The following is a 24927-nucleotide window of genomic DNA, read 5'->3' on the forward strand; positions in this document are numbered from 1 at the left end:
TTGTCTCCAACCTTTTCTCTCTTCGTTATTGATCTTGCTTGAAGCGAAGTAAATCCGAATAGATGAGCTGGTCGTTCATCTCGAGGATTTTGTTCGCTTCTTCTTCAAGTGGCGTACATACTGCACCGTCTTCGGCGACTTCGCCAGTTTTGGCGTCATAACAGATCGACTGCGTGAAGAGGTGGTCTTGCGTCACGACCGTTCCATCGCGGAAGATGGCGCGGTCATAATGCTCTTTCGAGAACAAGTCGTTCCCGAAGCCGACCTGTTCCGACGTGTCGATTCCGAGCAAGTGCTGAATCGTCGGGTTCATGTCGACATGACTCCCGATCGTCTCATGCACTTCACCCTTGTCTTGTCCCGGCAAGTGAATCGCGAACGGGACCGCTTGAAGTTTAGCGACATCATATGGCGTCAACTCGTCTTTTCCAAGCAGGTCGGCCATGGCGGCGTTATGGTTCGTCGAGATGCCGTAATGGTCACCATAGACGATGAAGATCGTGTCATCCCATGTGCCGTTCGCCTTCAACTCATCGATGAACAAGCCGAGGGCATAGTCCTGATAAGCGAGTGCTTGCGGGAAGTTGTTGAGCGTCGTCGAGTTCGTCTCGAATTTCGGGACGAGCTCATGCTTCTCGCTCGGCATCGTGTACGGGAAGTGGTTCGTGAGCGTAAGGAACTTCGCATAGTACGGTTCCGGTAGCTCTTCAAGCATCGGGATCGATTGGAGGAAGAACTCGTCGTCGAGTAACCCCCACTCCGTCATGTCCTCAGGATTGCCGAGGTCATAACTGGCTTCGTCATAGAACTTGTCGACACCGATGTTTTGATACATCTGGTCACGGTTCCAGAACGATTTATTGTTGGCGTGGAACACGGCCGAATAGTAGTTGTCTTCTTTGATGACTTCCGGTAGCGCATTGTACTCGTTATCGGCGTTCGTGAAGTAGACACCGCCACGTGAGAGACCGTAGAGCGAGTTATCGAGTGCGAACTCGGCATCCGACGTCTTCCCTTGGCCGGTCGTGTGGTAATAGTTCGGCCAGTAGTGCGACTCTTCGATTAATTCGTTCAAGTTCGGCGTGATGTACTCGCCGTTCGAGGCTTTCATGTTGTGCGTGAAGTTCTGAGCCGACTCGAACGAGACGACGATGACGTTCTTGCCTTTATACTTCCCAAACATTTCAGGGTCGGGGGCCGCATAGTTCTGACGCGTGAAGTTCTCGACTTCATCCAGTTCAGATCCGTCTGCGAGCGCTTTTTGCGCCGATGTCTTCGTTTGAAGCATGGCGTCGTAGACGTGGAAATTGAACGTTCCTAAGTTTTTAACCAACAGTTCTCGGTCGAACGAGCGCGTGAGTAACTCTGGGCGCTCCGTTTCAGCGAGGACGAGGTTGAATCCAAACATGGCGGCCGCTGCCGTGAATGTGATCAAGACGCGACGCTGTGATGCCTGGCTCGTCTCTTTCATCTTCCATAACAGGAATGGAAGTACGACGAGATCACCTAACAAGAGCAAGTCTTTCCATTCGAGAAGCGAGAGGAATGACGACGAGAGCGTCTCCATGTTCGACGACTGGAACAAGACCGGTACGGTCAAGAAGTCCGTGAACTCACGGTAGTAGGTCGTATCCGCGAACAAGATGAGCGAGGAGACGAGATACAAACTGTACAACGCCCACTTCCGCTTATTCCCCCCGAAGAAGAAGCTGAAAGCGAACAGGAACAGCGTGAAGCTGAGCGGATTGATGATGAGGATGAATGCCTGGACCGCGTTCTCGGCCGGTATATTGAAGAAGAACTGATACGCAATCAGCGACTTCGTCCATAACAGGATGGTGAACATCCAGAACAGACGATGTGTCTTGAACGACTCGAGCGCCGCTTGGCGGAATCGGTCCATCCGTCCTTTCGGTTGATTCGTGTAATTCATGTAAACACTCCTTGTATGGAATTCAAGTTAAAGGTTCATTTTTTAGACGTATAACCTATATTTTAACGTTCCTGTGACCTCAATTCAACTAATTGACGTTTACAACTATACATAAACTTAACAATTCCATTGCAAGGTTTACAAAAAAATGACTACCGAGTCGCCTCGGTAGCCATTTAACAGTAATTCGATTAACCGATGATGTCCATCCAAATTTTAACTGTGCTCGCTAAGATGAGGAGCGCCAAAATCATTTGCAGCGATTTCGTTTTCATGTTCTTGCCGACGTTCGCGCCGATTGGAGCCGCAATCAAACTGGCGATAATCATGATGACGGCTGGTTCCCACACAATTTGGTCGGTGATGATTTTCCCGGCCGTCGAGCCGATTGACGAGATGAACGTGATAGCGAGCGAACTCGCGATTGCCATCTTCGTCGGAATCCGGAGCACGACGAGCATGATCGGCATCAAGATGAATGCTCCCGCTGCCCCGACGATCCCTGCTGCCACTCCGACGATGAACGCCGAACTCGATGCGATCACTTTATTGAATGTGACTTGGTCGAGCGGAACATCCTCAACATTCTTTTTCGGTAAGAACATCATGATTGTCGCAATGGTCGCGAGCACGGCATAAACGACGTTAATCAAGTTCTCAGACAAGAGCGTCGAGCCGTAGCCGCCGATGAAACTCCCGATCAAGACGGCGACACCCATATACAAGATGAGCTGTTTGTTCAAATAACCGCCCTTCCGGTATGCGTAAATTCCGCCAATCGTCGCGAAGAAGACTTGAATCGCGCTAATCCCCGATACTTCATGGGCGCTGAACGCCGCGAAGCCGAGGAGCGGTGGAATATACAACAACATCGGATATTTAATAATCGATCCGCCAATTCCGACCATCCCTGAAATGAACGACCCGATAAAGCCGATCAAAAAGATGGTGATGATAAATCCAAATTCCATCATAACTCCTCCAATTCCCTACCATATATAATAAGTAAGTTTTTATTTTTGTTCCCAGGCAATCATACCGCCCGAAACATCATAAATTTCAGTGTAGCCACGTTGTTTCAACAGTTGTGCTGCTTGGGCACTTCGATTTCCGCTCCGGCAGATGACATAGATCGGTTCATCTTTCGGATAAGGTAGTTCGGTTTCATTTAATGAAGAAAGTGGTGCGTTCACCGCTCCTTCGATATGCCCCCCCTCGTATTCATCCACTTCTCGGACGTCTAACAAGGTTATTTCTTCGTTTTCCAATCTGTTTTGTAGTGTTTCAACGTCAATTTTTGTGATTTCACTCTCTTCGGACGTGAAAAGAACGATTCCGATCGTCGTCAGCACCAAAATCGATAAAATCAGCATTAATTTCTTCAATTTTCGACCTCCGATTCTTTTTCTTGCATTCAGTATACCTCAGGGGGTATATTAAAAACAACGAAAGAAACTCACTTCAAAAATTCTACAATCACAAAGGAGATCAATGACTCATGAAAACCATTTCGACAACTGAACTAGAAACGTTGCTTCAATCTGATGAGACGCTCAATTTGATTGACGTTCGGGAGACAGACGAATTTGCAGGTGGGCACATCAAGCAAGCGAAAAACGTTCCCCTCTCTGAATTCGGTGCGAAAGTCGATGAGCTCGATCGTTCGAAACCGATTCACGTCATCTGTGCAGCAGGCGGACGAAGCATGAACGCTTCGGCTTACCTCGATTCACTCGGCTTCGATGTCATCAACGTCGATGGCGGCATGATGAGCTGGACGGGCGAAACAGTCTAACAATCTTCTATATATAAATCTCAACAACCACATTCGTTTACAGTCAATTAATCTTAGGGGGTACTTTACATGTTATTACGTTATTTCTATGATCAAAAATTAGCACAAGCATCTTACATGGTCGGTTGCCAAATGACCGGCGAAGCCGTCGTCATCGACCCGGCCCGCAACATCACACCGTATCTTCAAGAAGCTGAAAAAGAAGGCATGAAAATCGTCGCGACGGCTGAGACTCACATCCATGCCGACTTCGTCTCAGGTTCACTCGAGCTTGCGAAACGTACCGGTTCAACGGCTTACCTATCAGACGAAGGCGACGCGTCATGGAAATATGCGTTCGCGAAAGACATCGACTCAAAACTCGTCAAAGATGGCGACACGTTCAAAGTCGGTAACGTCACACTCGAAGTCATGCACACACCAGGTCACACGCCAGAACATATCTCGTTCTTGCTTTACGACCGGAACCAGACACAACCAATGGGGATCTTCACAGGCGACTTCGTTTTCGTCGGCGACATCGGTCGTCCTGACCTGCTCGAAGAAGCAGCCGGTGTGAAAGGAACGACAGCCATCGGTGCCGAGCAAATGTTCGACTCACTCAAGAAGTTCAAAAATCTTCCTGACTTCGTTCAAGTTTGGCCGGGCCATGGTGCCGGAAGTGCTTGCGGGAAAGCGCTCGGCGCCATCCCGACATCGACGGTCGGCTACGAAAAAGCGACGAACTGGGCGCTTCAAATGACAGACAAAGATGCGTTCATCAAAGAGTTGACGACGGACCAGCCAGAACCGCCGAACTACTTCGCGATGATGAAAAAAGTGAACAAAGAAGGCATCCAAGTGACGAACATGATCGCTCGTCCGGAAGTCGTCGGCTCGGACCGCCTCGACACGCTCGTCGAAGAGACACAAGTCGTCGATACGCGTAAAGGGGAAGAGTTTGCCAAAGGACACGTCCCAGGCACAATCAACATCCCATACAACACGAAATTCGTCTCATGGGCCGGCTGGCTCGTCAACTTTGACAAAGACATCACGCTCATCGCGAGCGCGGAAGACGTCGATCAAGTGCAGACGGACTTCCAATCAATCGGTCTCGATCGTCTCCGCTTTGTCGTCCCAGTCGAAGAGCTCGGTCAAGAGCTATTGACGGAAACGTACACGGACGTGACAGCGGAACAAGCGATCGAGTCTGCTGAAAAAGGTGACGTCTTCGTTCTCGACGTCCGGAATGCGACAGAATGGAACGCGAGCCACTACGAGAAAGCCGAACGTATCCTACTCGGTAAACTGGCACGCGACCATGAAGGTCTTCCGACAGATCAAACGATTGCCGTTCACTGTGCGTCAGGCGTCCGTTCACGGATGGCTGCGAGTGTACTACAATCACTCGGCTACAAGGATATCCAAAACATCCTCGGTGGCTACGGTGCGATGAAGACCGTCCTCAATGCAGAACAAATCGGCTAATGCTATACTACAAACAAAGAAAGCGCCCACTCGTCTGGGCGCTTTTTCTCTAGGAGGGATTGTTTGATCGCCATCGGTCCATTGAACGTTCGACTCGATTTACTGGCTATGATGGCCAGCCTGCTCATTCTCTACATCGGTTTCAAAAAAATCGGCTTGTCGGAAAAAGAACGCGACGCCGTCCTCGGCACATGGTTTGCCGGCTTTCTCGCTTGGAAAGGGAGCGCGATCGTCCTCGGTCTCGCGTCGACCGGTAGTTTGGCCTTCTCCCTTTATGCGACCGGAGGCACGTGGTCACTCCTCATCGCCGCTGGTGTGATTGCATTCTTCGTCTACCGGCTTGATGCTCACCTTCGCGGCTATTGGTTGTTCTCGGCCTTGTTCCTTTGGTTTGCGATGACGCTCGTCGTCCCGAAATATGGGATGCTCCCGCTGCTTTCATCGCCGCAACCGCTCCATCTCTATATGGCCGTCCTCATCTCCTTGCTGCTCATCGCGACGTGGCGCTGGATGCGGATACCGACGCTCGGGGCGCTGCTTTGGACCGTGGTCGGTGCCATAGCGATTTGGTCGGTCGGGTCGCTTGTGACCGATACGTTCAAGTTGTGGTGGCTCATTCCGTTCTTTTTTCTAATCGCCGTCGCCACATATGTAGCGCGGCCATCTCAAAAGGCGGTCCAATATGGACTCGGTCTCATCGTCGTGCTCGCCGTCATCAACGCGAGCTTACCGGACGAGACACCACGGCTCGAGGCCGACTCGTCCCAGACTGGATTGAATATCGGTCAAGTCCCGCCAAACTTTGAATTGAAGCGAACGGATGGGACGACTTTCAACTTGAGTGAGTTACGCGGCGAACGGATCGTCGTCAACTTCTGGGCGTCATGGTGCCCGCCATGCCGGGCGGAGATGCCGGACATGGCCAAGTTTGCCCGTGAACAAGACGATGTGACCATCGTCGCCGTCAATACGACGACGAGCGAACGAGATGTCGAGGATGCGCGGACGTTCGTCGCCCCATATGAAGATGCGTTCAAGGTCGTCTATGACGAGGAAGGGATTGTCGGAAACGCCTATCGGATCCAAGCGATGCCGACGACGTACGTCCTCGATGAAAATGGAATCATCGTCGCCAAGCAGTTCGGCGCGATCGACCACGCCTGGCTCAAAGCGCAGACAAACTGAAAATAAAGGAGCGACTTTCTCTCGATTGAGAATAGCCGCTCCTTTATTTGTCTCGCCGGTAATTCAACTCGTCTTTTTTTCGTAAGCTTCAAATTCTTTCGATCCTCGTTTTGGAGGTTGTGAGTCTTGTTGCATGGATAACCACCCTACTAGACCGGTGACAAGAGAGAACAGAAGGATTCCCAGTTGAGAAATCGACACAGATGTCATCAAGCTATCAATGAGGTTTAATATGAGGAATGGACTAGCGATCTGAAAGAACAAGGCTAACACCCCTGTATGTGATTGGATGATATCGAGACTCGTCAACGCCTTCAAGAAGGAAGATAGAAACAAGTTGGTCGGAATCTCTGAAATTCCATATACGATGAAGAAGAGTAATAGACTCCGCAACGATTCATACTGTAGACCAAGTATCTTCAAGATAAAAAATTCAAGAGATGTAAACACAATCAATATGATGGAAACAATCATCGTACAAATCAATAAGGGTTTGATTCTTTTAATCGTGATTAACCCCCTTCTGCTTAGACGGCGTGTCAAAACTAAAAACCGCCTGCGCGGTTCTTAGTTTTGCTTTAAATAACCTTGTGTCTTTAGGAAGTCCTTTACATCGAGCCGGGTCGGTTTCGACAACATCCGTCCCATCTGTCCTGTCCACGTGTCACTTCGTTGGTTCGACCCGCGTGCCGCGTAGTAATCGTGAATCGTCGCATCATACGCATCGAGTTCTTGTTTCAGTTGCTCGGCGTCTGCGACGTACGTGTTCTCGTGATAAATATGTTCGAGCGGGAGACGCGGTTTCTGCCCTTCGACATGTTCCGGGACACCGACGGCAAGTCCGAATAGCGGCAAAACCCGCTCCGGCAGTCCGAGCAGTTCCTTCACGGCGAACATATCATTGCGAATCCCACCGATGTAACAAATGCCGAGGCCCATCGATTCGGCGGCCACGACGGCATTTTGCGAAGCGAGCGCGGCATCGATGACCGCTACGAGCAACTTCTCGTCCGTCTCGAGCGTCGCGTTCACTTCGGCTTCCCGCAGTTCCCCGATCAACTCATGTCGATACAGGTCGGCGCAGAAGACGAAGAAGTGACCGTTGTCGATGACGTATTGCTGGTTACCGGCGATCTCGGCTAGCCGTGCTTTCTTCTCCGGGTCGGTCACCCCGATGATGGAATAGGCTTGGATGAAGCTTGACGTCGAAGCGCGCTGGGCACTCTCGACGATGAGTCTGATTTGTTCGTCGGTCAACGTCTCATCCGTGAATGAACGGACGGAGCGGTGATTCAGTAGTGTGTCGATAACTTGGTTCATGTAGCATCCCCCCTTTTTCTTATCTTGGCATATGGAAGGGCTCGGGACAATTTTTGAGGTTCAGCCAACTCTCATCCTTATGAGAATGCAAACAAAAACAGAGATGCATTTATGCATCTCTGTTGGAATAATTTATTCCGTCACTTGACTCAAGAACGGCGTGATATCGACATTCAATTCTTTCGAGAGACGCGCGCCGAGGTCACGGTCGGCCCGGTAGAAGTTACAAATCAAGAGCAGCACCGTATTCTCATGGCGGACTTCTTTAATGTGCGCCACCAAGTTGTTCACGAGCGCCGTCTTCTCTTCTTCCGAGTAACGACGGTACACTTCGCCCGCTTGACCGAAGTCGTTCGTCTTCTCGATTTTTTGACGTCCGGCTACGCCTGAGAGCGGTTGTTCCGTCTCGATATAAGCCGCGTCCGGTTTCGGTGCGTCCTCATAGCGGTTCGGTTCATAGTTGACCGGGCTCGTCTGTTGTTTGAACGGCATCGCCCCGTCACGTTGGTTGTTCGATACTTGTGCAAACGGGCAGTTGATCGGAAGTTGAAGATAGTTCGCCCCGATGCGGTAACGTTGCGTGTCCGAATAGGAGAACAAGCGGCCTTGGAGCATCTTGTCTTCAGACGGTTGGATCCCAGGAACGAGCACGCCCGGGTTGAAGCCGACCGATTCCGTCTCGGCGAAGTAGTTGTCGACGTTCTTGTTGAGTCTCATCGTCCCGACGAGCTGATACGGAATGACGTCTTCGAACCAGTCTTTCGTCGCGTCGAGCGGGTCGAAGTCGAAGTTGTCCATATCGGCCGGATCGAGGATTTGGACGTAGAGGTCCCACTCCGGGAAGTCGCCTTCTTCGATGGCGTTGAACAAGTCGCGTGTCGCATGGTTGAAGTCTTCGGCTTGTACTTTCGCCGCTTCATCCATCGACAAGTTTTTAACACCTTGTTTCGGGACCCAACGGAGTTTTATGTACACCGTGTTTCCGTATTCGTTGACCCATTTGAACGAGTGGACCGATGAACCGCGCATATGACGGTATGAGGCTGGAATTCCTTCATCGCTGAACAAGTGGATGAGCATGCTCGTCGATTCCGGTGTGAGCGACATGAAGTCGAAGAAACGGTCCGGGTCTTGCAGGTTCGTGCGTGGGTCTGGTTTGAGCGAGTGGATCACGTCTGGGAATTTGATGGCGTCACGGATGAAGAAGACAGGCAAGTTGTTTCCAACGAAGTCGTAGTTTCCTTCTTCTGTATAAAATTTGACCGAGAATCCACGTGGGTCACGAAGCGTCTCCGGTGAGCCGAGGCCATGAATAACGGTTGAGAAGCGGGCGAAGATTGGTGTCTCTTGTCCTTCTTCCTGCAAAAATTTGGCTTTTGTATATCGTTTCATGCTATTTTTAACTTTGAAGACACCGTGGGCTCCGGCACCCCGGGCATGAACGACCCGTTCCGGCACGCGCTCACGGTCAAAGTGGGCGAGTTTCTCAATTAACTGATAATCTTCGAGAAGCGTCGGGCCGCGGCGACCCGCTGTGATGGAGTTGGCGTTGTCCCCGATTGGAACGCCTTGGTTAGTAGTTAGATGACGGTGTTGATCCATTAATATAGCCTCCTCTTAATAATCATTATTACAAGATTAATAATATTAAAAGATAATAATTATTACAAATAAAACGCTCGAGTAAAACTCGGGCGTTTTTAAAATCGCTTTCAGTTTTTACGTTTCTTGTGCTGTTCTTTTCGGTGAATCTCGGTCACAAGCAAGGCCGCGATAATGCCCCCGAGTGATCCCGCGACGATATCGACCATCGTGTCATCATTCCCGTTCCCTTGCATCGTCGTGTTCAACACCAAGTCCGACGTGAATTCATACATCTCCCACAGCGCCGCCCCGGCCATCGAGAAGACAACGATATAGACAAAGACGAAGCGTTTCGGCATCTCGAGTCGGATGTCTTCATCGAGCCGTGTCAAAAAGTCAAAGCCGAGAAACGCGAGGAAGACGCCGCTCAACACGTGCAGAAACGTGTCCCACCAGCCATTCGAATATAATCCGACAATCGAGCCCAAGTATTGCGACGCGAACAAAAACAAGATATAGGCGACTTTCATCTTGGCGTCGAACTCGGTCTTGAACGTCTTCTCGAGGATGAACGGGATCAATCCCGACACGATCCCCGCACCGGCGACGCTCGCGTCGAACCACTCTCCTTCGATAATTGACGTGACGAGAATGATTGCCATGAACAACACGAACCCGAATTCCAATAGACGTCCTCGTGTCAGTTTCATCTTTTTGCGCCTTCCTTCGTAAGAATGTCTCACCTACCCCATTCCCGTTTCAGCAAGCGTTTCAACAACACTGGCCGAAAATTCGTGCTTTTGTCGGATTCTTCTAACGGGCATATGTTCCATACTGAAAAAAACGCTTCAAGGAGGAAATCTCATGCCGATTAACCCTTATCTCAATTTCAACGGCGATTGTCACGACGCCATCTTGTTTTATGCCGACGTCTTCGCCGAGCCTGCCCCAGACATCATGACGTTCGCGGCCCAGCCGGGACCGGACGGCGAACCGGTCCCAGACGAGATGGCCGACCTTGTCCTCCACGCTCGTCTGAGCGTTCATGGCACATCGCTCATGTTTTCGGATGCGATGCCGGACGGTCCGGTCACGTTCGGGCAGAACATCACGCTCGCCGTCGTGACAGACGACCTCGACGCGATCCGTCGGGAATTCGTGGCTCTATCTGACGGCGGCCGTGTCCTCATGCCGCTCCAAGAGACGTTTTGGAGCAAGGCGTACGGCATGGTCGAAGATCGGTTTGGTGTCCAGTGGCAGTTCAGTCACGAGGCGTGACCATGACAAAGACCCCATCGCAAATCCGCGATGGGGTCTCGTTTATTTCTGGGCGACAAAAAAGATTCGTTCTGCGTTCGGGCCTGGAGCCTGATCCGTGAAGTCAGCGGTGACCGATTTCACATGGAAGCCGGCCCCGATGAGCCACTGCATATACTGTCCCGGCTCATACGTCCGCTGCTCGTGCGTCTCTTCGACACGCTCATACGTGCCATCTTCGAGCGCGACAAAGAACGTCAAGTCGTGAACGACCGAGAGCGGCGCCTCGCCCGGGTCGGCGAACCAGATGTACGAGCAATCTTCTCCGTTCGAGGCGTACGTCTTCTGATTGAAGAGCGTCTGCATCTTGTTCGGCGAATGTACATCAAAGATGAACATGCCGCCCGGTTTCAATTGTTCGTATACCGCCTCGAACGTGTCGATGACATCGGCCTCGTCCTCGAGATAGCAAAGCGAGTCGCAAAGGATCGTCACGGCGTCGACCGGGTGTGGCAATTCAAGCTCTCGCATATCCTGTTGCCAGAGCGGAAGCGTGATGCCTGCCTCGAGCGCTTTCTCTTGGGCGACTTCGAGCATCGACTCGGATAAGTCGAGCCCGATTGTCTCGTAATGCTCCGCCAAGCGAATTGTCGCCGAGCCCGTCCCGCATCCGACGTCAGCAAGCGATGCACCGTCTTCGACATGGCGATGCACGAAGGCGACCCAGTCCTCGTACGGGGCATCTTTCATTAACTCATCGTAGACGTAGGCGAACCCTTCGTACGCCATTAGCCGACTTCCACTTCAACGTGTGGCGCATCTGCCCACAATTTTTCAAGGTTGTAGTAGTCGCGGTCGTCGCGATGGAAGATGTGGACGACAACGTTTTCGAGGTCAGCGAGTACCCAACGTGCCGAGTCCATGCCTTCGAATTTGTGGAGCGGGAGCTCATGTTCGCCGGCCACGTCTTTGATTTCGCGTGCGATCGCTTGGACTTGCTTCTCTGAGTTACCGTGGCAGATAACGAAGTAATCTGCGACTGGTGAGATGCCTTCCATGTCGAGGACGACGATTTCTTCGGCACGCTTATCGTCAGCGGCCTTCACGATCAATTCTAATTCTTCTTTTACAGTCATACTGTACCTCCTAGGGTGTTTTCACAAAATGGTTATACGTCTCAATCGTCAGTGGAAAGATTCGCACCGACTTCTTCAATAAATAGTCGATTGTCTGACGCAACGTCGCGACGACGGCCGCTTCAAGCGAACGGTCCGCGAGGTCACGCAACGTGTCGACGCCCGGATACGACCGATTCGGCTCGATCGCGTCCGCGACGAACAAAATTTGGTCGAGCCGTGACATGCCCGGTTCCCCGGTCGTATGGTTTTTGATGGCCGATACGACGGCCGGGTCGAGGTCATACGCCCGGTCTAACAGGATGGCCCCGACCGGCGCATGCAGCAGTTCGTCATCGAACTCTAGCAAGCTCGGGTCGAGGTTCTCCTCGATGACGACTTGGCGCATCATGTCCGCGTCGAAGTATTTCGCATAGTCATGCAACATCGCCGCAAGACGTGCCTGCTCTATATCGACCCCATACAAGCGGGCCAACCGGTCTGCCGTCTCGACGACACCGAGCGTGTGGATATAGCGTTTCTCCGGCAATGTCGCCTCAATCAATGATTGTGCTTCCTCATACGTCATACAAGTCGCGCTCCTTGATATAAGTTTCGACATCGCGTGGGACGAGATACTTGATGGACTTGTCTCGTCTCGCCCGCTCCCTGATATCGGTCGATGAGATCTCGAGTTGTGGCATATCGATCGTGCGCACATCTGCCTGCTTCGGGATGCGGTACCGGCTACCCGGACGCGCAACGGCACCGAACGTGACGAGGGTGACGAGCGTGTCGTAATCGTACCACTTCTCGAGCGATTCGAGCGAGTCCGCCCCGATCAAGAAGAAGAACGTGTGCTCCGAATACAAGTCCCGCAACCGTCTCATCGTCTCGACCGTATAGGACGGTTCGTCGCGTTCAAACTCGATCAAACTCAGCTTAAAATCGGCTTGATCCGCGATTGCCCGCCGTGTCATCTCGATCCGGTCCTCAGCCGGGCTGAAACCCGCCTTGTGGGGCGGAATTGCCGCCGGCAAAAACCAGACCTCATCGAGATCGAGCTGTTCACGCGCCTGCTCGGCGATCAACAAGTGACCGAGGTGCGGCGGGTCGAACGTGCCTCCCATCAGGCCGATGCGGCTCATGGGAGTTTGATTTGGCGATTTTCTTTCTCAGTCGCCTGTTTGTACAAGACGATGACTTTTCCGATGACTTGAACGACTTCGGCTTTCGTGCCTTCAGCCAATTCTCCGGCTACGTCTTTCGGCGTATCGGCACAGTTTTGAAGTACTTGAACTTTCAAGAGCTCACGTTTTTCGAGTGCGTCGATAATGTCTTTGCACATCGCTTCGCTGACTCCATTTTTCCCGACTTGGTAAATCGGCGAAAGGTGGTGTGCTTCAGCACGTAAAAAGCGTTTTTGTTTACCTGATAACATACTATTTATTCCTCCAATAAGCTTTCAATTAACTTCATTCCGACAAGTTGATCCGGTCTCACACCTGTCCAATATTCAAACGCCAGAGCGCCTTGTCCGACGAACATGGCAGTTCCGTTGACGATTTTCGCGTCTGCTTTGGCGGCTTCCTTTAAAAACGGTGTGACGAGTGGACGATATATGATATCACAAACGACGGTGTTTTGTCGTAAACCTTTTAACGATCGTGGCGAATCAACGCCGTCCATGCCGACCGATGTCGTCTGGATGATGACATCATAGCGTGCAATATCGACATCCGAGAGCGTCTGCGCTTCGATGCCGAACGCGTCCGCGAGACGCTCTGCCCGCTCCATCGTCCGGTTCGTGACCGTGACGGCCCGGGTCGGCAAGGCGCTGATGATCCCGCGCGCTGCCCCTCCAGCACCGATGACGAGCACATGCCCCGTCCAATCGGTCCAGCGGTCGAGTGCGGCGACGAGGCCGGCACCGTCCGTGTTCGTCCCGACCAGCTTCCCGTCCCGCTTATATACCGTGTTGACGGCACCGGCGGCTTCAGCCGCTTGATCGAGCGCGTCAAGGTACGGGATGACGGCCTCTTTATACGGGATCGTGACGTTGAAGCCGTCCCAGACGCCGTCACGCATCTGTTGAAACAAGTCCGCGAGTTCGTCCGAGGTGACGTCGAGCGCCTCATAGCGCCCGAAAAGCCCAGACGCGCTCAGCCACTGCTCGTGCAGGACGGGAGAGAGCGAATGAGCAATCGGGTGACCGATGACGGCCAGTCTCATACGAGCGCCTCACGCAATGTGACGGCAACTCCTTTTGGTGCCCACGCGGCGATGCGTCCACCTTTTCCGTGAATTGCGACCCAACCGAGTCCGCTGAAGACGATGTCTGTCTTGACGCCGTCACGGAGACTGAACTCGTGACGCACGAGCGGAGGCAACAGTTGCAATGTCTTCTCGTTCGGCGGGTTGAGCATCTTACCGATATGGTTTTCGTATAGTTCATCTGCTTTGTCGAGCTTCGTCCGGTGCGTCTTTAACTCGTTCGACATGTAGACAACGAACGAGCGCTTGTTGCCCTCCATATAGTCGAGACGGGCGAGTCCACCGAAGAAGAGCGTCTGCTGCGGGTTCAACTGGAACACGTGCGGCTTGATCTCTTTTTTCGGGGTGATCGTCTTCAAATCTTTCGCATCGACATAATGCGCCATTTGATGACGGTTGATGATTCCCGGCGTGTCGTACAAATTCGCATCGTCGTCGAGCGGGATGTCAATCAAATCGAGCGTCGTTCCCGGGAAATGACTGACCGTGATGATGGCCTCGTCTTCTGCACCGAAACGCTTGATGACTTGGTTGATGAGCGTCGACTTCCCGACGTTCGTACAACCGACGACATAAACGTCCTTACCTTTCCGGTAATATTCGATCTTTTCGGCGAGCTCATCGATGCCGTGACCTTTTTTCGCACTGATCAAATGGACATCGATTGGGTTCAAACCGAGTTCTTTCGCTTCGGCCTTCATCCAGTTGGCCATCCGGTTCGGGTTGACCGACTTCGGCAACAAGTCGACCTTGTTTCCGACCAAGAGGACAGGGTTCGTGCCGACCGAGCGCTGAAGCCCTGGCAACCAGCTGCCGTTGAAGTCGAAGATATCGACGATTTTGATGACGAGCGCTTCTTTCGCGCTGATGCCGTTCAAGATGCGCAAGAAGTCGTCATCTGTCAATTCGACATCTTGAATTTGGTTGTAGTGCTTCAATTTGAAGCAACGTTGGCAAATGACGATCTCGCGATCGAGTGCTGATTTTGGTGCATAACCGACACCGGTCGGGTCTTCCGTTTGAATGGCGACACCGCAACCGGCGCAATAACGTTTTGTTTCTTCCATAGTGTTGTCTGCTGTCATTTGAGTTGCCTCTTCTTCATTCACCGTAGCGCCTCGCCGCTACTCCTGAAGCGTTAATTCCGACGCCTTACGCGCCGTACATGGACAGCCTCCTTCTTCCTGTGCGTTCGAGGTCCTTATTCATCTTTTTTATGTGAATCTTCGGAACGCGAGTGCATCGCCTCACCGATTTTCTCAGCGACCGCCACTTTGGCGCGCTTCGCATCGACGGCGATTTCCTCAACTTTTTTCGTGATCAACACGTACTTCCCGCGACGTTTCATATGGGCGAACACGACTTTTTCAAGCATGCGATTGAACTTCGTGACGAGTCCGTCCGTCTTGACGACCGGTTGCACGTGGATGACGTGAATCCCGGCCATGTTGGCACCGAGTACGTCCGTGAACAATTGATCGCCTAAGAAGATGGCTTCTCTTGTCGAATAGCCATATTTTGCGAGCGCCTGTTTGAATCCAGACGGCAACGGCTTTTTCGCACGTGCCACATAGTGAAGGCCGAGCGGTTCCGTGAACGTACGTACGCGGTTCTCGTTGTTATTCGAGACGACGATGACATCGAGTCCGTGTGATTTCACTTTTTCAAGCCATAGCAAAAGAAGCTCTGGTGCGTGCGGGACGTCCCAGGCCACGAGTGTATTATCAAGGTCCGTCAAAATGACGCGTACCCCACGGTCTTTCAATTCTTCAAGGTCGATGTCAAATACTGACGCGACGAACTGTTTCGGATAAAGTCGATTAAACACGTTTAAATTCCTCCAATTAGCTAAAGCGATTCAACTACTATACATGTAGTGATATCCCTTCTATGGTAAACGAAAACCGACCAAACGACTAGTGTATCGTTCGGTCGGCCTGAAAAAGTTTTTAAAATCAATCGTTTTGCATCGTTCCGATGACTTCTCCGAGTCGGACCGGACCGATTTTTGTCGGGTCGATCGTGACGCGGCCTTTCTCGAAACAAAGGATGACGGTCGAACCGAACGAGAAGTATCCGACCTCTTCCCCTTTGGAGGCGCGGTCGCCGTTGAGCGTCCATTCGATCGTGTTGACGTTCAAGGCCCCGACCATGATGTGCTCGTATAGCCCGGCCGCCGTCTCAAAGCGCGTGACGCGGCGATAGTTGCGAGAGAGCGGACGAACCGTCTCCGTCAAGCCGATGTCGTTAACTGGAGCCGAGCGATCCCCGAGCTCGTAATGGCTGAGCACACGTCCGGCGAGCGGAACGTGGACACGATGATAGTCGCGCGGGCTCAAATAAAGGACACAGACCGTACCACCGGCGTAACGTCTCGCTTCTTGTTGCGAGCCGAGTAGTTCGGCGAGCGTGTACGACTGCCCTTTCACCTCGAACCGGCTGTCGTCCGTGATATCGCCCACGATCGATAATTTTCCGTCACATGGCGATACGATCGAGTCCAGGCTCGCATCAATCGGCCGGACCCCGTCTTTCAAGTGACGCGTGAAAAAGGCGTGCAGGCTCGGATAAGCCTCGATCGGTTCCGCCGCTTCATCAAGATTGATTTGATACGTTTTCGCAAACGAAGGGATGAAGGTCCGACTCGCTGGCGATTCAGCGAAGGCACGGAGTCGTTTGGCAATGACCGGGGTCGCGTTCAACTCAAATAAAGTTTGATATAAGCGGCTTTTGATCACTGTGTGCCCTCCTCGTTTTTAAAGAACGTTTCGTATTGTTGCTCCGAGACGGCCCCTTCGACACGTCCGACTTCTTTTCCGTCTTGGAAACGAATCATCGTCGGTGTCCCGTTGATGCCGTAAGTCGTCCAGACGTTATGGTCGGCCAAGTTGATCGACACGGCGTCATACTCTTCGACGAGCGGTTCGACGTACGGTTTGACTTGCTCACAATATTCGCAGCCTGTCTGCCAGAAGTAGACGACGACTTCCTCTTCTTCTGAGATCTTCGTCTCTAACTCGTCAGCCGTGACGGCATTGACGCCCGTCTCTTCGTTCGCGTTGTTCAAGAAGAACAATAAGCCGAGACCGATGACGATGATGACTCCGATGATGGCGAACGTAATGAAATTCGCCCGTTTGGCACTGTTTTTCATATTCGATTCCTCCTACTAATATAAAAAGAACTGACTCGGATGTGAGCCAGCTTGGTTGTAGACGTCTTACTTCTCTTGTGCGACGTCGCTAATCCCCATGTCTTGGTTAAGCGTGTCCAAGAGTACAATAAAGATCGTGATGACGACGCCAAAGAATGTCGCGAGCATCGCGTTGAACGTCACGCCATCGACAGCAGAAATGATAAAGATTGCTGTATTCGAAAGCAAGATCGCCCAGAACAATGTGACTAAGTAACGCATCGATAGTCCCCTCCATCTCACAGATGATTCATGAAAAATTCATACGACCTTAGTATAGCATTGTTACCGTAAAATGTGCGACCTCGATTGTATATTCTTTCCGTCGAAACGGGAAATATGGTACGGTTTGAGAAATAAGCATTCGTAGAAAAGAGGAACCCTTTATGTCACGTTATTTAATCGCAGTCGATTTAGATGGAACGTTGTTGCGCGACGACAAGACGATCAGTGAGCGCAACGTGCGCGCGCTTCAAGCCGCCCGTGAGGCCGGCCATGAAGTCATGATCGCGACCGGACGCCCACAACGCCACTCGATCATGTATTATGAAGAGCTCGGCTTGACGACACCGCTCATCAACTTCAACGGGGCGCTCGTCCATCACCCGAAAGACCCATCTTACGAAGTGACACACCGGCCGATTCCGCTCAAGACCGCGCACGAGATTATCGAAGAAGTTTCGGACACGAAAGCGCACAACATCGTCGTCGAAGTGACCGACCACGTCTACTTCCATAAAGACCCGCAAGAGTTTTATAGCCCATACGCCGAGCGTGCGCTCAGCGTCACGTCGGGCAACTTGCTCAAACACTTGCAGGAAGAGCCGACCTCGCTCCTCATCCATGCCACGAAAGAGCACGTCGACAATGTCCGTGCTCGTTTGAACAAAGTCCACGCCGAGGCCGTGTTGAACCGTCAATGGCGCATGCCGGAGCATATGATCGAAGTCATGAGCCAGAACACGTCGAAGGCGCTCGGATTGCGCGAAGTGTCGAAACATCTCGGCATCAACCGTAAAAACATCATCGCGTTTGGCGACGAAGAGAACGACCTCGAGATGCTCGACTACGTCGGCACCGGCGTCGCGATGGGCAACGCCATCAGCCAGTTGAAAGCGGTCGCGGACGAAGTGACCGCGTCGAACATGGAAGACGGCATCGCCATCTACCTCGAAGAAAAACTTGGCATCAAAGCATAATAAAACTCCTGCTGAGCGTTCAGCGGGAGTTTTTGCTCTAACATACAATTAAACAAAACGCATTAGATAGTCGTCAAAAATCTTGGTCATGACTTTCGGCGTGTTCGCGATATACACATTGATTTGCTCCACGTTCGAGTCGACTGGATTCGCGGCGCGTTCATCCGTCGGAAAGTCTGAGATTCCTTTGATAATGATGCATTCAACATCATTTTTATTGCAGATGTACGCGATCGCGCCCGCTTCCGTATCCGCGATGGTGATGTCGTGTTCCTTCAGTTCCAAATAGTCGTTCCACATCACGACCGCTCGATCTGCCGTCGCAATGGTACCGGTCAAAAAATCGTCCCCGTAGTTCGCCAGTTCAATGTCGACGATGAACGATGGCTTGATGAGCGGCTCCACTTCTTTGACCGTACAATCTTATTGAACGGCGCAATGCGGCAAAAAGATATCCAAGTCAGTGTATGTATCGTCGATTCCGGCGCACGTTCCAACGACAATCACTTTCGTTAGATTGAAGCAAGACATCATATATTGATTGGCACCGACCCCGTTCGCTTTCCGCACACCGGTACTGTAGAAAACGAGCTCGGCATCATCAAGCGTCCTCCTGAAATACTCGCCATACGGGTAACTGAACCGCTCATCCGCTTTGACGTCATAGTAGTCCAATGTCGCGTCATATTCCCATTTTGTCGCAATGCTGACTCCAATCATCACACGTCCACCCCATCTCTTTTTATTCCTATCTATAGAATAACCCCCGCTGAGCGTTCAGCGGGGGTTAATTTTAGCGTCGGAACGCACCTTCGACATCTTCAGTCGGGACCATATTGATGAAGACGGTCGGGTCGGCATCTTTACAGATGCGCGTGATTTCACGCACTTCATGGCGTTGGGCGACCATCATGAGTGTCGCTTTCTCGACTTTCGAGTACGTGCCGATCGCCGGCATGAGTGTGATACCACGGAAGACATGCTGGTGTAACTCTTTCGTCACTTCGTCCGGATGACTCGTGACGATGAAGAGTGTCTGGCGCTGCGTATTCGTATAAATCTCATCGATGACTTTCGACGTCACATATAAGAAGACGATCGTGTAGAGCGCGGTCGGCCATCCGAACAAGGCACCGGCCCAAAGCGCGATCATCATGTTCATGAGGAATAAATAGACGCCGACCGAGTTGTTCGTGAACTTCGCTAAAATAAGAGCGACGATATCGAACCCACCGGTCGAGGCACCGAAGCGAATCGTGATCCCCGAACCGATGGCGAGCAAGACCCCACCGAACACGGCGTTCAAAAGCGGATCGTCCGAAATGATTGACGACTGCGGAAGCACGCGAATGAACACGGTGACTGCCGCGACGCTGATCAACGTATGAATCATCATGTTCTTGCCAAGCATGAAGTAGCTTACGATCAACAGCGGCACGTTCAAGACGAAGAACCAAATCCCTTCTCCGAGCTCAAACGGTGTCCCCGCAAACAGTTTCGTAAAGATTTGGGCGAGCCCTGTAAATCCGGTCGAGTATACCCCCGCCGGGATTAAAAATAATGTCATGGATAATGCAACGAACACTCCCCCGATAATCGAAACGATCCCGATGCGTGCGTGTTCTTTAACGGCTTCCGTCAAGTTTTGTCTCCCCTTTCAAAAATGGCTAAGAATCAAGATAACATAGTTTTCTAGTGCTGCCTACCATAAAAATAATGGGATGTGTCCGCGCTTCTCATAAAAAAACAAGCCGGCCGGAGCCGACTTGTTGAGCTGATGCGTTTGGTCACGCTTTCACTGTCTCGATGATCACCGCATCGTTTGCCGGGACCGTGACGACGTTTCCGTATACGCGGATCGAAACGTCCGTGCCGCCCGTCTGTTTGATCGTCACTTGTTCACGCGTCGACGTGACCGTCAAGTGATGACCGCGCCAGAGCATGTTGAACGAGTACCCGTTCCAGTCCTTAGGAATCATCGGGCTGAACGTGAGTTCCGTCTCGAGGGCGCGCATGCCTGCGAAACCGTGAACGATCGACATCCATGAACCGACCATTGATGTGATGTGAAGCCCATCTTCTGTGTCGTTGTTATAGTTGTCGAGGTCGAGGCGCGCCGAGCGCTGATACAATTCGACCGCCTTGTCCTCATAACCGACTTCGGCCGCAATGATCGAGTAGACGCAAGGCGACAAGCTCGACTCGTGGACCGTACGCGGCTCATAGAAATCGAAGTTGGCCCGCTTCTGTTCGACCGTGAAGCGGTCGCTGAACGTATAGAGCCCTTGGAGCACGTCCGCTTGTTTGATGAAGTTCGAGCGGAGGATTCGATCCCACGACCAGTTTTGGTTGAGCGGCAAATGTTTCGGGTCGAGATCTTTCACCAAGATCTGCTCTTTATCCATGAAGCCGTCCTGTTGCATGAACACGTCTGGGACGAGGTCATCTTTCGGATAGTACATCTTCGTTTGGATATCGTTCCACTTCGCGAGTTCTTCGTCTGAAAGACCGAGCGTCGCGACGAGTTCTTCCAGGCGCGTCGGCTCTGTTTCTTTCAAATAGTTGTACACTTCTTGCGTGTACTCGAGCGTCCACGCGGCAATCAAGTTCGTATACCAGTTGTTGTTGACGTTGTTGTCGTATTCGTTCGGACCTGTGACGCCTAGGATCATATACACGTCTTTGTGCGGGACAAAGTTGACGCGGCTCGCCCAGTAACGCGAGATCTCGACCAATACTTCAAGTCCGTATTGACCTAAGTACGACTTGTCGCCCGTGAAATTCGTATAATTGAAGATGGCATGGGCGATCGCACCGTTCCGGTGGATCTCTTCATGCGTGATTTCCCACTCGTTGTGGCACTCTTCCCCGTTCATCGTCACCATTGGATAGAGGGCGCCTTCCATGCCGACGTTCTTGACCGAATTCTCTTTCGCTTGTGGCAATTGGTTGTGACGATATTTGAGCAAGTTCCACGAGACTTCAGGTTTTGTCGTCGCCAAGTAGAAGTGGAGGCAATACGCTTCCGTGTCCCAGTACGTGGCACCGCCGTACTTCTCGCCGGTGAACCCTTTCGGTCCGATGTTGAGGCGCGAGTCTTCGCCCGTGTACGTCTGATACATGTTGAAGATGTTGAAGCGGATTCCTTGTTGGGCTTCGGCGTCACCGTCGATACGGACATCGGCGTCTTCCCAACGTGCGAGCCACGCTTCCGTCTGCTCGGCGAGAAGTGTTTCAAAGCCTTTCTCAAACGCCATCTCGACACGCTGCATCCCTTCTGACTGTAACGCCTCGACTTCATAATCGCGGTTTGTGACGACCGAGACGTATTTGTACGCTGTCGCCGTCTCACCAGCTGCCGCCGTGACCGTGAACTTGTTAGCGACAAAAAGGTCTGTCGCTTCGAGCACTTCACAACGTGCCCCTTCGACGTCTGCGATCATCGAGGCCGTGATGTGCCAATCGAGTTTCTTCGTTTTCGTTGTCACGAATCCGAAACGCTCTTCGACACCGTGCTCGACCGGTAACCAGAACTTCTCGTCATAGTTTGAGTCTTCGTTGACGACATCGCCGTCCAAGTAAGGCGTGAATTCAACTTTCGCTTCGTAGTTCACCGGTGTGACGTTGTAACGGATCGCCAAAATCTCTTTATCGACGATCGAGAAGAAGCGGACGATTTCGACGTTCGTCTCTTCCGTCCCGTTCACGAGTGTGAACGTCCGTGTGAGGACGCCGCGTTGCATATCGAGCTCACGTGTGAATTCTTTCACTTCCCACTTCGCCAAGTCGACCGGTGTGCCGTTGATGGCAACACGAAGACCGACGACGTTCGTCGCGTTCAATACTTTTGCGAAGTACTCCGGATATCCGTTTTTCCACCAACCGACACGCGTCTTATCAGGGTAATAGACACCGGCCACATAGAAACCTTGGTGTGTATCGTTTGAATAATCTTCTTCAAAGTTACCGCGCATCCCCATATGACCGTTACCGAGCGAGGTAATCGATTCCGCGAGGCGGTTTTCTTTCGGATGCAAGTTCTCTTCCGTTACTTTCCATTCATCGACTGCAAACAATCGTTTCATCTGTCTGCCACTCCTTTTTCTCTACAAGGCTACTCGTCATTGGACAATCGATTCATGCAACCGTTTGTCTATGAAAGCGCTGTATTTCAATCTCACCTCTCATTTTACACGACTTACACGAGAATGCAATCGTTTGCATAAACTTTTTTCTTTGTTTTTTAGAGTCTTCCGTAAACAAAAAACCTGCCGGCCAACTAAAAGGCCAAGCAGGTCAACTCCATTTATTTCTTTTGATCGTTCCCAAACGCGGCATTCGCCTCATGTCCTTCAAACGCCGGGTTATTTCCGTCATTGAATCCCGTATCCGGTTCGTCGAGGATGAGGGCATAACCTCCGTTCAAAATATCACCGTACGCACGGTTGACGTCGTCGTCAGCAAGACCGAGGTCGAGCAATGCCCGCTTCACTTCCTCTTCGCCTTCCGCGACACCCGCAAACTTTTGCATCCAGTTCGCGCTCGCTTCTTCTACTTTCGCATCGGTATTCCGTTTGACGAGCGAGACGTCGTCTTTATCTTTCGCGACGACATATAAGTCGCTCTCGTCATAGCCTTCCTCGGTCAGTTGATCGATTTTGGCGACGAGGGCCGCCTCGTCTTGGTACGTGTCTACAAATCGGCGTTTGCTCATTGTGTCTCATCCTTTCGCACTGTATGATCTTCGACCGTAACATCGGCTTGTCCGACTTCGGTCACTTCGATTTCTTCTTTGCGGAGCGTTTCGGTCATCGTTTTGATGTCTTCCGTCACTTGTTTCCGGACGATGATCTCTTCGACGACGACGGGACGCTTCACGATGAAGGCCCGTTCCTCGATGACTTGGATTCGTAAGTGGTCCCCTTCGTCAATTGTCCGAATACCCGGTTGATCGAAGTCGTAGTCTTCGATCACATCCTCCGATCCGGTCGTCCGCTCCACATGAACCTGTTCCCTCCGAACCGGCACTTCAATCTCTTGTTCGGTCTCGGATATGTGACGATTGATGACGACCTCTCCTGTTTGAACCGCTTGCTTCTCGACGCTCAGCCGTTCCTCATGCAAGGCGAGCGTCTGCTCCTCGGTCTCTGGCACAGTTTCCGTCTTCGAACTCGTCGCATCAAACTGTTGTTCACTTCGGTCCGCATCGACGTACAGGAAGAGTCGTCCTTGTTCAACTTCCTTCGCGAAGCGATCTTGCTGCTCTGACGTCAAACGCATGCTTTTGAGCCAACGTTCGACTGGCCGTTCACTCGACGTGACGAGTGAAGCGACCGTCCCCGGTTCATCGGTGACGAGGACGTAGAGGTTCGAATGACGACGGACGGCATCTGCCACATCGGCCCGTTTGACGAGAACGTACATGTCCTCCTCTTCGTAGCCTTCTCGTTTTAAGTCGACCGTTCGATTGAGCAGCGCCTCAGGTTGGTCAAATATTTCAGAAATAATCGCGTGTTTCATGGCGTTCTTTCCTCCTCTGGTCAATTGGCGAAAAAAAGGATGGTCCCTCAGAGAGAGCCATCCTTGTCGAGGTACTTAGTCAATCCAATTAGAAGCGGTCGCGCTCATCACGACGTGTTTGGTCGCGGTCGTGATCACGATGGCGAAGGTCGTCTTCCCCTTCGACGTGCGCTTCTTCTTTCCGCAACGTCTCACGTACCGTTTCCGTATCTTTCACTTTCTCTTTGCCGACGACGATTTCTTCAGCCACGACATCCTTCTTCGTCACGTCGACACGCTCTTCTGTAACCGGTACGCGAATCTCGTCGCGGTCCGTCGTCGCATCGAACGAATGTCCAGTCGCTTCACGGTCTCCATCGACGCGGCGGCGTTCAACGTATACTTCGTCGCGTTCGACTTCGACATCGACGCGCTCTTCGTGCTCGACGACGTCCTTCTCGACGCGAACTTCGCCTGTTTGCACGCGTTCTTTGTTTACGAGAAGACGCTCTTCATGCAATTCGAGTTTCTGTTCGTCCGTCAAGTCGGTACGGTTACGGATGTCCTCATCCATGTCGTTAAAGCGATCGCCTGTAAGGCCGGCACTTGAAGCTCCAGTCATTCCGACATCACGCGCGGTCATATTGCCCGCTTCGTTGCCTTCTGATCCGTAGCCAGCTGATGTGCGGCCGCCTTCGAACGTATCGTTACGACCGTCGTCAAAGACACCATTGTCGGTATCTAATAAGAGAACCATACCGCCGTTCTCAATATCTTGGTGATGACGCGCCGTCTCTTCTTCCGAGAAGCCGAGTTTATCGAACGTGTGACGGACTTCGTCTCCACCGTCTGCGACTCCGAAGAAGCGATCGAGCCATGATGCTTTCGTTTCTTTTACTTCTGCATCCGTTTCGCCACGAACCATTGAAAGGTTCGATTTATCTTTTACAACGACGTACAGATCGTCTTCGCGATGCCCCTCGGCGCGAAGTTGATCAATTTTTGACACGAGCTCTGATTCCTGATAGTAAGTGCCTACATAACGTTTGTTATCCATGATTGTATCTCCCTTTCAAATTCTATATTTTTTGGTTATTGGCTGG

The 24927-nt window shown here is 51.8% G+C and carries 30 protein-coding genes; 5 read left to right on the forward strand and 25 right to left on the reverse strand.

Annotated features, from left to right (window positions below; all coding sequences use genetic code 11):
- Window positions 1-25: 25 nt before the first annotated feature.
- From NMQ00_RS11450 to NMQ00_RS11460, 3 genes are all read right to left on the reverse strand, one after another.
- Complete coding sequence (locus NMQ00_RS11450; RefSeq protein WP_255176785.1) at window positions 26-1933, reverse strand: LTA synthase family protein; 1908 nt, start codon at window positions 1931-1933, stop codon at window positions 26-28.
- Between the two features lie 191 nt (window positions 1934-2124).
- Window positions 2125-2904 carry a sulfite exporter TauE/SafE family protein gene (locus tag NMQ00_RS11455; RefSeq protein ID WP_255176786.1) on the reverse strand — a complete coding sequence of 260 codons (780 nt, stop codon included), beginning with the start codon at window positions 2902-2904 and terminating at the stop codon, window positions 2125-2127.
- 42 nt (window positions 2905-2946) lie between these two features.
- On the reverse strand, window positions 2947-3318 hold the full coding sequence (locus tag NMQ00_RS11460; protein WP_255176787.1) for a rhodanese-like domain-containing protein: 372 nt from the start codon (window positions 3316-3318) through the stop codon (window positions 2947-2949).
- A 113-nt stretch (window positions 3319-3431) separates the two neighbouring features.
- Here NMQ00_RS11460 and NMQ00_RS11465 point away from each other — a divergent pair, with 113 nt between their 5' ends.
- From NMQ00_RS11465 to NMQ00_RS11475, 3 genes are all read left to right on the forward strand, one after another.
- Window positions 3432-3728 (forward strand): rhodanese-like domain-containing protein, encoded by a 297-nt coding sequence (locus NMQ00_RS11465; RefSeq protein ID WP_029595926.1) that lies wholly within the window; start codon window positions 3432-3434, stop codon window positions 3726-3728.
- 69 nt (window positions 3729-3797) lie between these two features.
- Window positions 3798-5198, forward strand: coding sequence for an MBL fold metallo-hydrolase (locus NMQ00_RS11470; RefSeq protein ID WP_255176788.1), 1401 nt, complete (start codon window positions 3798-3800; stop codon window positions 5196-5198).
- Between the two features lie 63 nt (window positions 5199-5261).
- Window positions 5262-6383 carry a TlpA disulfide reductase family protein gene (locus NMQ00_RS11475; RefSeq protein ID WP_255176789.1) on the forward strand — a complete coding sequence of 374 codons (1122 nt, stop codon included), beginning with the start codon at window positions 5262-5264 and terminating at the stop codon, window positions 6381-6383.
- A gap of 63 nt (window positions 6384-6446) precedes the next feature.
- Here NMQ00_RS11475 and NMQ00_RS16390 read toward each other — a convergent pair whose 3' ends face one another.
- The 4 genes from NMQ00_RS16390 to NMQ00_RS11490 form a co-directional block, all read right to left on the reverse strand.
- A complete protein-coding gene (locus tag NMQ00_RS16390) occupies window positions 6447-6926 on the reverse strand; it encodes a YrvL family regulatory protein (protein ID WP_369696446.1) in 480 nt (159 codons plus the stop codon).
- Between the two features lie 24 nt (window positions 6927-6950).
- The gene (gene nfsA / locus NMQ00_RS11480; protein WP_255176790.1) at window positions 6951-7703 is read right to left on the reverse strand and encodes an oxygen-insensitive NADPH nitroreductase; all 753 of its coding nucleotides are present in this window, start codon (window positions 7701-7703) and stop codon (window positions 6951-6953) included.
- A 132-nt stretch (window positions 7704-7835) separates the two neighbouring features.
- Window positions 7836-9305, reverse strand: a complete 1470-nt coding sequence (locus NMQ00_RS11485; protein ID WP_255176791.1) for a catalase — start codon at window positions 9303-9305, stop codon at window positions 7836-7838.
- Between the two features lie 110 nt (window positions 9306-9415).
- The gene (locus tag NMQ00_RS11490) at window positions 9416-9997 is read right to left on the reverse strand and encodes a DUF2238 domain-containing protein (protein ID WP_255176792.1); all 582 of its coding nucleotides are present in this window, start codon (window positions 9995-9997) and stop codon (window positions 9416-9418) included.
- A gap of 154 nt (window positions 9998-10151) precedes the next feature.
- On the opposite strand from NMQ00_RS11490, the gene NMQ00_RS11495 reads away from it, so the two are divergent.
- Window positions 10152-10565, forward strand: coding sequence for a VOC family protein (locus tag NMQ00_RS11495; RefSeq protein WP_255176793.1), 414 nt, complete (start codon window positions 10152-10154; stop codon window positions 10563-10565).
- A gap of 42 nt (window positions 10566-10607) precedes the next feature.
- Here the strand turns inward: NMQ00_RS11495 and NMQ00_RS11500 are convergent, their stop codons facing one another.
- The 11 genes from NMQ00_RS11500 to NMQ00_RS11550 all read right to left on the reverse strand — a co-directional run bounded on the left by NMQ00_RS11500 (window position 10608) and on the right by NMQ00_RS11550 (window position 17348).
- Window positions 10608-11333 (reverse strand): class I SAM-dependent DNA methyltransferase, encoded by a 726-nt coding sequence (locus tag NMQ00_RS11500; RefSeq protein WP_255176794.1) that lies wholly within the window; start codon window positions 11331-11333, stop codon window positions 10608-10610.
- On the reverse strand, window positions 11333-11680 hold the full coding sequence (gene rsfS / locus NMQ00_RS11505; RefSeq protein WP_255176795.1) for a ribosome silencing factor: 348 nt from the start codon (window positions 11678-11680) through the stop codon (window positions 11333-11335). The genes NMQ00_RS11500 and rsfS overlap by 1 nt, the downstream gene beginning before the upstream one ends.
- A gap of 10 nt (window positions 11681-11690) precedes the next feature.
- Window positions 11691-12248 (reverse strand): bis(5'-nucleosyl)-tetraphosphatase (symmetrical) YqeK, encoded by a 558-nt coding sequence (gene yqeK / locus NMQ00_RS11510; RefSeq protein WP_255176796.1) that lies wholly within the window; start codon window positions 12246-12248, stop codon window positions 11691-11693.
- Window positions 12238-12807 (reverse strand): nicotinate-nucleotide adenylyltransferase, encoded by a 570-nt coding sequence (locus NMQ00_RS11515; RefSeq protein WP_255176797.1) that lies wholly within the window; start codon window positions 12805-12807, stop codon window positions 12238-12240. Before NMQ00_RS11515 ends, yqeK begins: the two co-directional genes overlap by 11 nt.
- Complete coding sequence (gene yhbY / locus NMQ00_RS11520; RefSeq protein WP_255176798.1) at window positions 12804-13100, reverse strand: ribosome assembly RNA-binding protein YhbY; 297 nt, start codon at window positions 13098-13100, stop codon at window positions 12804-12806. The genes NMQ00_RS11515 and yhbY overlap by 4 nt, the downstream gene beginning before the upstream one ends.
- A 5-nt stretch (window positions 13101-13105) precedes the next feature.
- Window positions 13106-13891 carry a shikimate dehydrogenase gene (gene aroE / locus NMQ00_RS11525; RefSeq protein ID WP_255176799.1) on the reverse strand — a complete coding sequence of 262 codons (786 nt, stop codon included), beginning with the start codon at window positions 13889-13891 and terminating at the stop codon, window positions 13106-13108.
- Window positions 13888-15000, reverse strand: coding sequence for a ribosome biogenesis GTPase YqeH (gene yqeH / locus NMQ00_RS11530; RefSeq protein WP_131437558.1), 1113 nt, complete (start codon window positions 14998-15000; stop codon window positions 13888-13890). The genes aroE and yqeH overlap by 4 nt, the downstream gene beginning before the upstream one ends.
- A gap of 134 nt (window positions 15001-15134) precedes the next feature.
- Window positions 15135-15761, reverse strand: a complete 627-nt coding sequence (locus tag NMQ00_RS11535; RefSeq protein ID WP_255176800.1) for a YqeG family HAD IIIA-type phosphatase — start codon at window positions 15759-15761, stop codon at window positions 15135-15137.
- A 127-nt stretch (window positions 15762-15888) separates the two neighbouring features.
- Window positions 15889-16671, reverse strand: a complete 783-nt coding sequence (locus NMQ00_RS11540) for a phosphatidylserine decarboxylase (protein WP_255176801.1) — start codon at window positions 16669-16671, stop codon at window positions 15889-15891.
- Window positions 16668-17087, reverse strand: coding sequence for a thioredoxin family protein (locus tag NMQ00_RS11545; RefSeq protein ID WP_255176802.1), 420 nt, complete (start codon window positions 17085-17087; stop codon window positions 16668-16670). Before NMQ00_RS11545 ends, NMQ00_RS11540 begins: the two co-directional genes overlap by 4 nt.
- Before the next feature lie 66 nt (window positions 17088-17153).
- Window positions 17154-17348: a YjzD family protein gene (locus NMQ00_RS11550; RefSeq protein WP_021066656.1), complete on the reverse strand. Its 195-nt coding sequence runs from the start codon at window positions 17346-17348 to the stop codon at window positions 17154-17156.
- A 164-nt stretch (window positions 17349-17512) separates the two neighbouring features.
- Here NMQ00_RS11550 and NMQ00_RS11555 point away from each other — a divergent pair, with 164 nt between their 5' ends.
- Entirely contained in the window at window positions 17513-18325 is an 813-nt protein-coding gene (locus tag NMQ00_RS11555; RefSeq protein ID WP_215190339.1) for a Cof-type HAD-IIB family hydrolase, read from the forward strand.
- A 48-nt stretch (window positions 18326-18373) separates the two neighbouring features.
- Here the strand turns inward: NMQ00_RS11555 and NMQ00_RS11560 are convergent, their stop codons facing one another.
- From NMQ00_RS11560 to NMQ00_RS11590, 7 genes are all read right to left on the reverse strand, one after another.
- Window positions 18374-18730 (reverse strand): nucleoside phosphorylase-I family protein, encoded by a 357-nt coding sequence (locus NMQ00_RS11560; RefSeq protein ID WP_255176803.1) that lies wholly within the window; start codon window positions 18728-18730, stop codon window positions 18374-18376.
- Between the two features lie 18 nt (window positions 18731-18748).
- Window positions 18749-19045, reverse strand: coding sequence for a nucleoside phosphorylase-I family protein (locus NMQ00_RS11565; RefSeq protein WP_255176804.1), 297 nt, complete (start codon window positions 19043-19045; stop codon window positions 18749-18751).
- A 73-nt stretch (window positions 19046-19118) separates the two neighbouring features.
- Entirely contained in the window at window positions 19119-19967 is an 849-nt protein-coding gene (locus tag NMQ00_RS11570; protein WP_255176805.1) for a YitT family protein, read from the reverse strand.
- Between the two features lie 145 nt (window positions 19968-20112).
- Window positions 20113-22410, reverse strand: a complete 2298-nt coding sequence (locus NMQ00_RS11575; protein WP_255176806.1) for a glycoside hydrolase family 65 protein — start codon at window positions 22408-22410, stop codon at window positions 20113-20115.
- A gap of 221 nt (window positions 22411-22631) precedes the next feature.
- On the reverse strand, window positions 22632-23039 hold the full coding sequence (locus tag NMQ00_RS11580; RefSeq protein WP_255176807.1) for a general stress protein: 408 nt from the start codon (window positions 23037-23039) through the stop codon (window positions 22632-22634).
- Window positions 23036-23845 carry a YsnF/AvaK domain-containing protein gene (locus NMQ00_RS11585; protein WP_255176808.1) on the reverse strand — a complete coding sequence of 270 codons (810 nt, stop codon included), beginning with the start codon at window positions 23843-23845 and terminating at the stop codon, window positions 23036-23038. The genes NMQ00_RS11580 and NMQ00_RS11585 overlap by 4 nt, the downstream gene beginning before the upstream one ends.
- An 88-nt stretch (window positions 23846-23933) precedes the next feature.
- Window positions 23934-24881 carry a YsnF/AvaK domain-containing protein gene (locus NMQ00_RS11590; RefSeq protein WP_255176809.1) on the reverse strand — a complete coding sequence of 316 codons (948 nt, stop codon included), beginning with the start codon at window positions 24879-24881 and terminating at the stop codon, window positions 23934-23936.
- Window positions 24882-24927 lie beyond the last annotated feature (46 nt).

Source organism: Exiguobacterium aurantiacum, assembly GCF_024362205.1.
GTDB classification, from domain to species: domain Bacteria; phylum Bacillota; class Bacilli; order Exiguobacteriales; family Exiguobacteriaceae; genus Exiguobacterium; species Exiguobacterium aurantiacum_B.